5 protein-coding genes and 1 pseudogene are annotated in these 7,314 nt (G+C 58.4%); 2 read left to right on the top strand and 4 right to left on the bottom strand.

The features are described 5' to 3' along the window. Positions 1-1,610 (top strand): annotated as a pseudogene (locus CW742_RS04370) (DNA polymerase II large subunit); the annotation flags it as partial. Positions 1,611-1,889: 279 nt separating this feature from the next. Here CW742_RS04370 and CW742_RS04365 read toward each other — a convergent pair. The 4 genes from CW742_RS04365 to CW742_RS15435 form a co-directional block, all read right to left on the bottom strand. Further along, positions 1,890-3,047, bottom strand: a complete 1,158-nt coding sequence (locus CW742_RS04365) for a CPBP family intramembrane glutamic endopeptidase (protein ID WP_292416995.1) — start codon at positions 3,045-3,047, stop codon at positions 1,890-1,892. A 502-nt stretch (positions 3,048-3,549) separates the two neighbouring features. Continuing rightward, a complete protein-coding gene (locus CW742_RS04360; RefSeq protein WP_015284321.1) occupies positions 3,550-3,882 on the bottom strand; it encodes a 4a-hydroxytetrahydrobiopterin dehydratase in 333 nt (110 codons plus the stop codon). An 83-nt stretch (positions 3,883-3,965) separates the two neighbouring features. Continuing rightward, complete coding sequence (locus tag CW742_RS04355; protein WP_292416992.1) at positions 3,966-5,531, bottom strand: sodium:solute symporter; 1,566 nt, start codon at positions 5,529-5,531, stop codon at positions 3,966-3,968. Beyond that, positions 5,521-5,646: a symporter small accessory protein gene (locus CW742_RS15435; RefSeq protein ID WP_300220315.1), complete on the bottom strand. Its 126-nt coding sequence runs from the start codon at positions 5,644-5,646 to the stop codon at positions 5,521-5,523. The genes CW742_RS04355 and CW742_RS15435 overlap by 11 nt, the downstream gene beginning before the upstream one ends. A gap of 288 nt (positions 5,647-5,934) precedes the next feature. On the opposite strand from CW742_RS15435, the gene CW742_RS04350 reads away from it, so the two are divergent. Continuing rightward, positions 5,935-7,314: DEAD/DEAH box helicase (locus tag CW742_RS04350; protein WP_292416989.1), on the top strand; the 1,380-nt coding region annotated here is incomplete at its 3' end.

The following is a 7,314-nucleotide window of genomic DNA, read 5'->3' as shown; positions in this document are numbered from 1 at the left end:
TCCACGGGGACGAGATGGGGCCCGTCGGCGACAAGAAAGAGACGCACGGATACGACATCGAGAAGGGGTCGCAGGTCGTAGAGCGCCACCCGCAGGATATACTCGTTCACGACTCCTGCGCCGAGTGGCTGGGCGGCGTGGCAAAGTTCATGGACGAACTGCTCGTCAAGTGCTATGGCCTCGACCCGTTCTACAAGGTCACAAAACCCGAAGATCTCATCGGGCATCTCGTCATCGGCCTTGCCCCGCATACGAGCGCCGGCGTCCTTGCAAGGATCGTCGGGTTCACGCGGGCCAACGTGGGATATGCCCACCCGTTCTTCCATGCCGCAAAACGCCGGAACTGCTTCTGGGGCGATACAGAGATCGAGGTCAATGACGGCAGCAGGTGGGAGAAGCTCCCGATCCGGAAGTTCGTGCTGGAGAACTTCGACCTCACCCGGCCGGGCCTTGACCGGCTCGGAACCTATTACTCGGACCCGGCCCGTCCGTTCTGGACCCGCGCCGTTGATACCACCGGCCAGATACGCCTCCGGAAGGTGACGTCGGTCTCGGTCCACCGGGCCCCGCAGGCACTGATCCGGTTCACCACCTCCCGCGGAAAGGAGCTGGTCGTCACCCCCGACCACGCGATGCTGGTCTGGGACACCGGCTATCTCCGCAAGATCCGGGCGATCGAACTCAAACCCGGCGATCCGGTGCCGGTCTTCGAAGGCAGTTGCGTAATATCCGACACGATCAAGCTGGCTGAACAGGTCCCCTCTCCCGAAGAACGCGTGTACTGCCTGACGGTTGCCGACGACCACACGCTGGTGGCAAACGGTATCTTCACGGGACAGTGCGACGGCGACGAAGACTGCATCATGCTGCTCCTCGACGGCCTCATCAACTTCTCGCGCTCGTTTTTGCCGCAGAACCGGGGCGGCTCCATGGACGCACCCCTGGTGCTGACGAGCCGGATCGACCCGGCAGAGATCGACAAGGAAGCCCTCAACGTGGATGTTTGCGACCATTACCCGATCGAGGTCTATACGAGTGCCCTTGCCTATGCGGAGCCAAAAACGATCGTCAAGCTCATCGACCGGGTGGAGAACCGGATTGGGACCCCGGCCCAGCTCGAAGGCTTCCAGTTCACCCACGATACCTCAGATATTTCGGCAGGGCCGATCGAGTCGATGTACACCCAGATGAAGACGATGACCGACAAGCTCGGGGCGGAACTTGACCTTGCAGAGAAGATCCGGGCGGTGGATGCCGATGACGTTGCAGAGCGGGTCTTAAATACGCACTTCATCCGGGACCTGATGGGCAACCTCTCGGCGTTCTCCAAGCAGAAGTTCCGGTGCACGAAATGCAACACGAGCTACCGCCGCATGCCGCTTGCCGGGAAGTGCACGAAGTTCAAAGGTAAGGGCATCTGTAACGGCAACATCATTCCCACCGTCCACGAGGGCTCGGTGAAAAAATACCTGGAGATGTCCCGGGAGATCTGCCGCAAGTACGCCATCTCGGAGTACACCAAGCAGCGGGTGGAAGTGATCGATCTCGCCATCGAGTCCACCTTTGGCGAGGAGAAGCAGCAGCAGCTGGGCCTCGCGGACTTCATGTAGACTGCCGTTCCCGCAAGGGAAGGGCAGGCTGGAGAATCGAACAAGTCATCAGACTTGTGAGATGAGAAGAACGAAGTTCTTCGAAGAACCCGCAGGGTTCTTCGACTAGCGGAGGGTCATCAGACCCGACGTTCAAGAGGAGCCTGCAGCGTTCTTCGAGTCGGTGAAAGTCATCAGACTCGAACCGCGAGAAGAGCCCGAAGGGCTCTTCGACCAAGTGGAGAGTCGCAGAAATTCTACGGAAAGCTTCTTCTTCTCGAACTCCTCCCGTCCCCCTCACTAAATACTCGTGATCCCCGCCATGATGAGGGAGAAGAGCACGAGATCGTAGACACCATGCGCTATGGCGCTCGTGGAGGTGTTGGTGTACTGCCGGAGTACGCCGAAGCAGAGGCCGATGAGGAAGACTTCGATGACCCCGTCCCACGCATACTGGTACGCATGCAGGGATGCAAAGACCAGTGCCGCAAGGAGGATACCGAACCGGGGCTGGATCACACCCCGGACCGAGAGTTCTTCGCCAAGCCCGGCAGTGACTGACGCCACGATCGCCGCAAGCGGCGTGAAGGAGACAATAAACAGGTTGCTCACCAAAGCCTCGTCCGTCACGGTGATACCGCAGGCAATGAAGAGCTGTACCAGGAGATCGTCAATTACCGTAAAGGCTCCTACGAGGAGGAGGCCTGCGCCGATCCCGAGGGCAACCTGCCGGGCGGAAGGTTGGACCAGGCCAAGACGCAACAGCGTTGCCGGAAGGTCTTTTCTCACCCAGAGCCCGACAAAGAAGAACGAGGCAAGGGTTGTCCAGATGAGGGTGAAGAGGTCGAGCTTCACGCTGGAACCCGGCTCCTCGCTCCCGATACCAAGGGTTTTCTGCAGCCCGGCGTCCAGGAACGGTGCATTGCCGGTGACGGCCAGCGGGACAACCGGAAGAACGATGAGCGCGATGACACAGACAAGACCAATGGTGTGGGCAAACGAATCCGGGTTGAACGGCAGGACGCGGGACAGGAGCCCCCGGAACCGTCGGAAGAATCCGAGGAGACAGGCAAGAACCGCCCCGAGCGAGACAAGGAGTACGAGGCCCATCGATTCCGGAGGCTGCGTCTCAAGGTACGCGTCGAGAGCTGCCTCGTCACCGGAGAGACTGATTACCGGTGCAAGGGTGACGATAAAGGTCACGGCCCAGATGCAGAAGAGGATAAGAAGGAGCCAGAGGACTGCGGTGTACCGGGCCCAGCGGTATTCCTCCCCCGTATAGGCAAGGAAGGCGAGGATGACAAAGGGTGCGACCATTCCGCCGGCAAGCACGAATTCCCCAAGGTCCCCGCCCAGGACCTCAGAACCTGAGAGTGCCAGTACGATGAGGAAAAATACGATTACCGGGACTGCGATGAGGAGATTGCGGTAACGGCTCTGCCACAAGCGCTCAATCATGCTCATTTAATGGGGATATTTTGGTAATTAAGGGTGTGGGAAACGGGATTTTGTGTCCTGTGAAAGCCTTTTACTCTCCTCTCCCCCATACTATTCTGCGCGAGAATATCTAAGTGGCCAACAGAGGCAGACTCAAGATCTGTTCCCGAAGGGGTTCGCAGGTTCAACTCCTGCTTCTCGCATCTTTTCCTGAACGATTTTTTCAGTGGATCGCATGAATAATTTTTCAAACCTGATCAAATTTTTCCGGTTTGCCCCTGCCCGACCCCCCTTTTCGGGTACGCGAAAATTACCTTAATTTCGTGTGGAATCTGTGACGTTAAATCTCCAAAAATCCCCTCCACACGAAGCCAAGGGGGGTCGGACAGGGGCAGATTTTCATTCCGGATTTTTTTCACGCGAAAAAATTTTCAAACCGGAAATTATTTTGAAAAACCTGAGCTGGATCTGGTTGTTCCCGCGTAACCAATCCAGTCAAAAAATCCTATCAAAAAGAAGTGTCTTATTGTGCGGTGTCTTTCGCATTGAGCCGGGCAGCAATGATGAAATCGTTCAGGGTGAGCCCGCCTGCAGGATAGGTATACAGGGAGACATCGACATACCGGGACTCCCGCATGCAGATATCCGGAAAATGCCCCTCCTCGGTTGCGAGGGCTGCAATCTCGCCAAAAAACGCGATGCAGGCCGATGCATCAGCCAGCGTGAAGGTTCTGGAAATGTGGCCGTTTTTCAAGGTCCAGCCCGGCACCTGTGCAAGATATTCGAGGGTATCCTTTCTTGTGAGAGGGGGGGATCCTGCTTTATACGTGGTGCACTTCTGGTGTGCGAGTTCCATGGTTATCTCTTCAGTGTGCCGGCAAAAAAAGTTTCTCCAAGGGAGCCCGTAAGCCGGGCGCTCCCACGGTACGGTTTTCCCGCTTATACGGCTGTAGCAGCCGGCTGTGCCTTTCCGGCCTGCACTTGCATGACCACCATGACGATGAGTGAGATCGGGAGCGCAATCACGATCGGGTCCACCGCGGTCCACGGTGCACCAAGGAGCGTGACCTTGCCGAAGAGTGCCTGGCAGAGGCCCAGAGGTTTTGCCTCCGCTGCATGGAAGAACGCAGTCCAGACAAACCAGACGACAGCGCCGGTGACCATGCTGTATAACGCCGCTTTGGTCGACGGTGCCTTAGCATAGACTCCCACTGCAAAGGCCGGCAGGAAGGCGCAGGCGCAGAGCCCCATAAACATGACGGTGGCCCGGGCAATGATACTGATAGGCATGAGCAAGGCCAGGATTGTTGAGAGGACCATCATGATGACGATCCCCGCCTGGTGTGCCTTTAAGGAGAGGGCACATTCCTTTCCGCGGCCCCAGAGGTCGCAGATCAGAGCCGTTCCCATGGCATGATACAGGGCGGAGAGCGTGGACATGGCTGCCGAGAGGAGCGTTAACATGAAGATGACGACAAAGATCTCGGGCATGGCCTGGTTGATGAAGAGCGGCATGATGGCATCCACATTTCCTCCGGCAGCATCAATCGCTATCTTGCCCGAGGTCTGGTAGAAGTACACGTTGGAAAGCGCACCGACCGTGAAGGCGACACCGGTCATCATCAGGATGAACGGCCCCCCGACGAGGATTGCCCGGTTCAGCGACTTGTTGTCCTTTGCCGTCATGAACCGGACCACGAGCTGCGGCTGGGCGAGCACGCCGATACCCACACCGAGGACAAGCGTGGTGATGACCGTGAACCAGATGGGAGAACCGAGTTCCGGCATCGTTGTCCAGCCGGTCATGCCCTGGCTCGCAAGGGCCTTGGGCACAAGGTCAGCCATATTGGTGAGAGCAGTCGCCCCGGTGGTCCATCCCCCGACAGCCACCAGCGTGAGCGCAAGCAGGACGGTCATACCGATCAGCATGATGGTCCCCTGGAAGGCATCGGTATACATAACGGCAATCAGCCCGCCAAAGACCACATACCCCGCGGTGATGACGGCAAAGAGGATTAGGGCTGTCGTGTAATCGATCCCGAGCGTGGGCTCGATGAACCGTGCTCCGCCGATGAGGATCGCAGCAGTATACAGCGGCATCGAGACAACGATGATGAACCCGGCAATGTACTGGAGGACCGGGGACTTGTAGATCTTGCACATCAGGTCCGGGAACGTGACTGCAGAAAGGCGGTGGCCGATCTCCCGGGTCTTCTTGCCGAAGAGGACGAACGCGAGCAGGATACCGACACCGATATTCAGCACCGTGAGCCAGATCAGGCTCATGCCGAGGTTTGCCGCCTGTCCCCCGAACCCGATGATAGCGGACGTGGAGATGAATGTTGCACCATACGACAGGGCGATGATCACCGGATGGCTGCACCGCCCGGCAACCAGGTAGTCCTCGGAGCTTTTCGTCTTCTTGTACCCGAGGTAGCCGATGATGAGGGTGGCGGCAAGGTAGATGAGCACCAGCGCCGTCATCGTCAGCGTATTAACTGCCATTACCGCCGTCCCCCTCGTTCCAGTACAGCCAGCCGTACACGATACACGCCAGGGCTAATCCGATGGACAGCCCATAGCCGAGCACTATCTGTAAATCAGGAATTCCAAAGAGCATAGAAAAACCTCTGGTAAACTCTTCATTGCGACAATACACGGGGACCAAACAGAACGACGGTCCCCTATCTAAAGAAGAATGCGTAGCACGGGCTCATGAAAGAAACAGTAGAACAAGCCCTTTGCGACCTCATTGTTTACCGGATCTAAATCTGAAGACCACTCTATTTAACGGTTTTCAATGATACGCTGGTGCACATCCCTGTACAATGCTATGTTGTAGCACGAAATCGCAAGCCCGCGCAAAAGACCTTATCGGTGGAGGCATAACCATCCTTCAGGTACAACCGTGGCATCCGTCTTCTCCAGCCTGCACGAGTCCCTCCGGCAGGTGCTCTCACAGCGGCTTGGCTGGTCGGAGCTCCGCGAGGTGCAGGAGCGGGCCTGTGTCGCCATCTCAGGGGGGAACGACACGCTGGTCATCGCCCCTACTGCCGGGGGAAAGTCCGAGGCCGCCCTGATACCAGTGATGGATGCGGTCCTGAAGCAGGGCCTGCCCGGGGTAGCCTGCCTGTACATCGCGCCCTTAAAGGCGCTGATCAATGACCAGGAAGAACGGTTCTCGGCATTCTGCCTGCCGGCATCGCTGTCGGTGATGAAATGGCATGGCGATGTCAAAAAAGGGGGGAGGTCATGGAAAGGGGAGCCGCCCCATTTCCTGATGATCACACCCGAGTCGCTCGAGGTCCTCCTCCAGGAGCGAACACTCTCACAGGACCTACGGCAGGTGCGTTTTGTCATCGTCGACGAGCTCCACGCATTCGTGGAGACCGACCGGGGCGTCCATCTCAGGGTGCTGCTGGACCGGCTTGACGAACTTGCCGGGCGGAAGATCCAGCGGATCGGTCTCTCTGCCACGGCCGGGAACCCGCAGGAGATCCTCTCCTGGTTCTCGGGCGGGAGGCTGGGTCAGGAACTGGTCGAGGTCGCCTTGGCACCAAAAGAAAAACACTTCTCGTTCATCATCGAGCCGGACGAGGACCGGCGGACGAGTGCGCTGGTACGGGTCCTTGCCGGGAGAAAGGCGCTGGTCTTTGTCAACAGCCGGAGTGGGGCTGAGCACCTCATGGAAGCTCTCTCCGGGCGGGTACGGAACCTTCACATCCATCACTCGTCTCTTTCAACGGAGATGCGAAAGACGGCCGAGGATGCGTTCCTGTCCGAGGAGGGGGCCTGCATCATTTGTACGAGCACGCTCGAGCTCGGGATCGACATCGGCGACCTGGATGTCGTGGTGCAGGTGGGCCCCCCGGATACCGTATCGTCCTTTCTCCAGCGGATGGGCAGGAGCGGGAGGCGGGGACGGCCGGCGTTTGTTGTCTTTGTGCTGGAAACCCCCTGCCAGCTGCTCTGCAGCTGTGCTATCATCGAGTGCGCCATCGACCGCAGGGTCGAGGGCCTGCACCCGCCGGAGCGCCCCTTCAATGTCCTGCTCCAGCAGCTCTTTCTCGCCTTGCATGGCGGGCGTAGGGGGCGGGGAACCCTGATCAAAACCCTTCTTGCCCGGCCGGCATTTTCCGGGATCCGGAAAGCGGAGCTGGAACAGCTGATCCGGCATCTCATCGACGAGGGATACATTACAACCGACGGTGAGATGCTGATGCCCGGGACCGAGGCGGAGCGGGTTTTGGGGCGGTCGAACTGGAAAGACCTGTACTCGGTCATTGCC

Source organism: Methanoregula sp., from assembly GCF_002835825.1.
GTDB lineage: Archaea > Halobacteriota > Methanomicrobia > Methanomicrobiales > Methanospirillaceae > Methanoregula.
Note: the sequence above shows the minus strand (reverse complement) of the source record. Positions and strands in the feature narration are given on the sequence as shown.

Excerpts from the sequence above, each read along its gene's own strand:
- CW742_RS04365 (WP_292416995.1), bottom strand. The coding sequence starts at position 3,047 with ATGATTGAGCGCTTGTGGCAGAGCCGTTACCGCAATCTCCTCATCGCA.
- CW742_RS04360 (WP_015284321.1), bottom strand. The coding sequence starts at position 3,882 with ATGGAACTCGCACACCAGAAGTGCACCACGTATAAAGCAGGATCCCCC.
- CW742_RS04355 (WP_292416992.1), bottom strand. The coding sequence starts at position 5,531 with ATGGCAGTTAATACGCTGACGATGACGGCGCTGGTGCTCATCTACCTT.
- CW742_RS15435 (WP_300220315.1), bottom strand. The coding sequence starts at position 5,646 with ATGCTCTTTGGAATTCCTGATTTACAGATAGTGCTCGGCTATGGGCTG.